We start from the raw sequence: 1,538 nt of genomic DNA on the forward strand, positions 1-1,538 counted from the left end.
AATACTGCAACGACATATGACTGGAATGCAGAAGAAGCCACAGTTCCTGTCAACTTGACTGTGACCAAAGTGATTCGCCTAAATGGTCAGGCGATTAGTGTGGGCGGTGGTGCTCGATATTGGGTTGATGATACTGACGGCAGCCCGAAAGGTTGGGGGGCACGTTTGGTCGCATCCTTTGTTTTCCCGAAATAATCAATTGAGTCTGTATTGATTAGAGTGACATTCAATGGATTTAAACTATATGCTTGAATTCGTTGGGTACTTTTTATTTAACGAAGTAGCAAAACCAGAAGTCATACAATATGGCTTCGACTTTTGTCTCTTAACTCGGTTGGAGGAACGCCAAACCAGCTTTTAAAGTTGCGACTGAAAATAGATAACTCTGCATAGCCCAACTGTAGAGCAATATCTGTCAAATTCACATTGCCTGCATCAAGCATACGAAGCGCTTCTTTTTTTCGGACATTTTCGAGTATATCTCGATAGGTTGTTTCTTGCATTTTTAAAGCACGCTGAAGCTTTTTCGGATGCATGCCCATACATAGTGCGATATTTTCAATGTTGCAGTCTCCTGTCGCCATCAGCATGCGGACTGAACTCTCTATCAGTGCGGTATTGTCTTCAGTTTTGGTGCTGCTTTGTGTTTCAAGCTGCTGTACGATCAGTTGATTGATGGCATCTTCATTAAAATTATAGGGTTTATAACTTAAAAAGCTTGCGGGAAAATAAAGCGCATCCTCATCGGTTTCAAACTCTACCTGACATGAAAAATGTGCTTGGAAAGTTTGAGCACTTTTTTGTGGTGCTTTTTGCTTGAAGCAAATTTTTTCTGCATGCCACTGTGGGCCAATCAAATCTTTGAGAATATTCGCGACAAGGCAAATGGCCAGTTGTGATTTTTGTGGTACATCGGTGTTGTATTCACTTAATCGAACAAAGTTCAACTTACAGAGTAGAGCATTATGCTGCGAGACGTGGAAGACAATGCCTTCAGCATGTAAATAGACATATTTTTGCGCCACGCTTAAGGCTTCAAGTATGCTCGTTTGTCGGGACATGTAGACGCCAATCAAACCGATTGTGCTAATATTTTGGAGTGCGCCGAGTTTTAAACCGAAGCAGTCATCCTGACAGGCTAAGGCCGCTTTTTCCAATAAATTTAAATAATGATCATAATGAATAAATGAATCTGGATCGCGGAGTAAAGCAGGTAAAATCCCGATCTCTTTCAAGATTTCTATAGGGTTTATGCCATAACTACGGACTAAGTCTTCAAAACCGCCGAGGCTGGCTGCACGAATATAACTTCCCATTACAACATTCCATGTTGTCCTAAAAGATCAATTTAGTGTCCTAAAAAGTCAAGCATAATTCAAGTCATTTGTTAAAGTAGGATAAGAGATTGTCTCAATCAACATAGAAAAGAAGTATTGAATCACCATTTTTAGCCGTGAAAGGAAAAGCATATGCAACTTACGGTTCAGTCTCATATCGAGCAAACAGTGATAGAAGCAGCCATCCTTTAAAGATAGCGT

Annotated in this window: 1 protein-coding gene and 1 pseudogene; one reads left to right on the plus strand and one right to left on the minus strand. The window is 40.5% G+C overall.

Annotated features, from left to right (window positions below; translation table 11 throughout):
• Positions 1-195 (plus strand): annotated as a pseudogene (locus PVW46_RS13260) (hypothetical protein); the annotation flags it as partial.
• A 101-nt stretch (positions 196-296) separates the two neighbouring features.
• Here PVW46_RS13260 and PVW46_RS13265 read toward each other — a convergent pair.
• Positions 297-1,316 (minus strand): AraC family transcriptional regulator, encoded by a 1,020-nt coding sequence (locus PVW46_RS13265; RefSeq protein ID WP_274576148.1) that lies wholly within the window; start codon positions 1,314-1,316, stop codon positions 297-299.
• Positions 1,317-1,538 lie beyond the last annotated feature (222 nt).

It is taken from the genome of Mameliella sp. AT18 (assembly GCF_028807275.1).
GTDB classification, from domain to species: domain Bacteria; phylum Pseudomonadota; class Alphaproteobacteria; order Rhodobacterales; family Rhodobacteraceae; genus Antarctobacter; species Antarctobacter albus.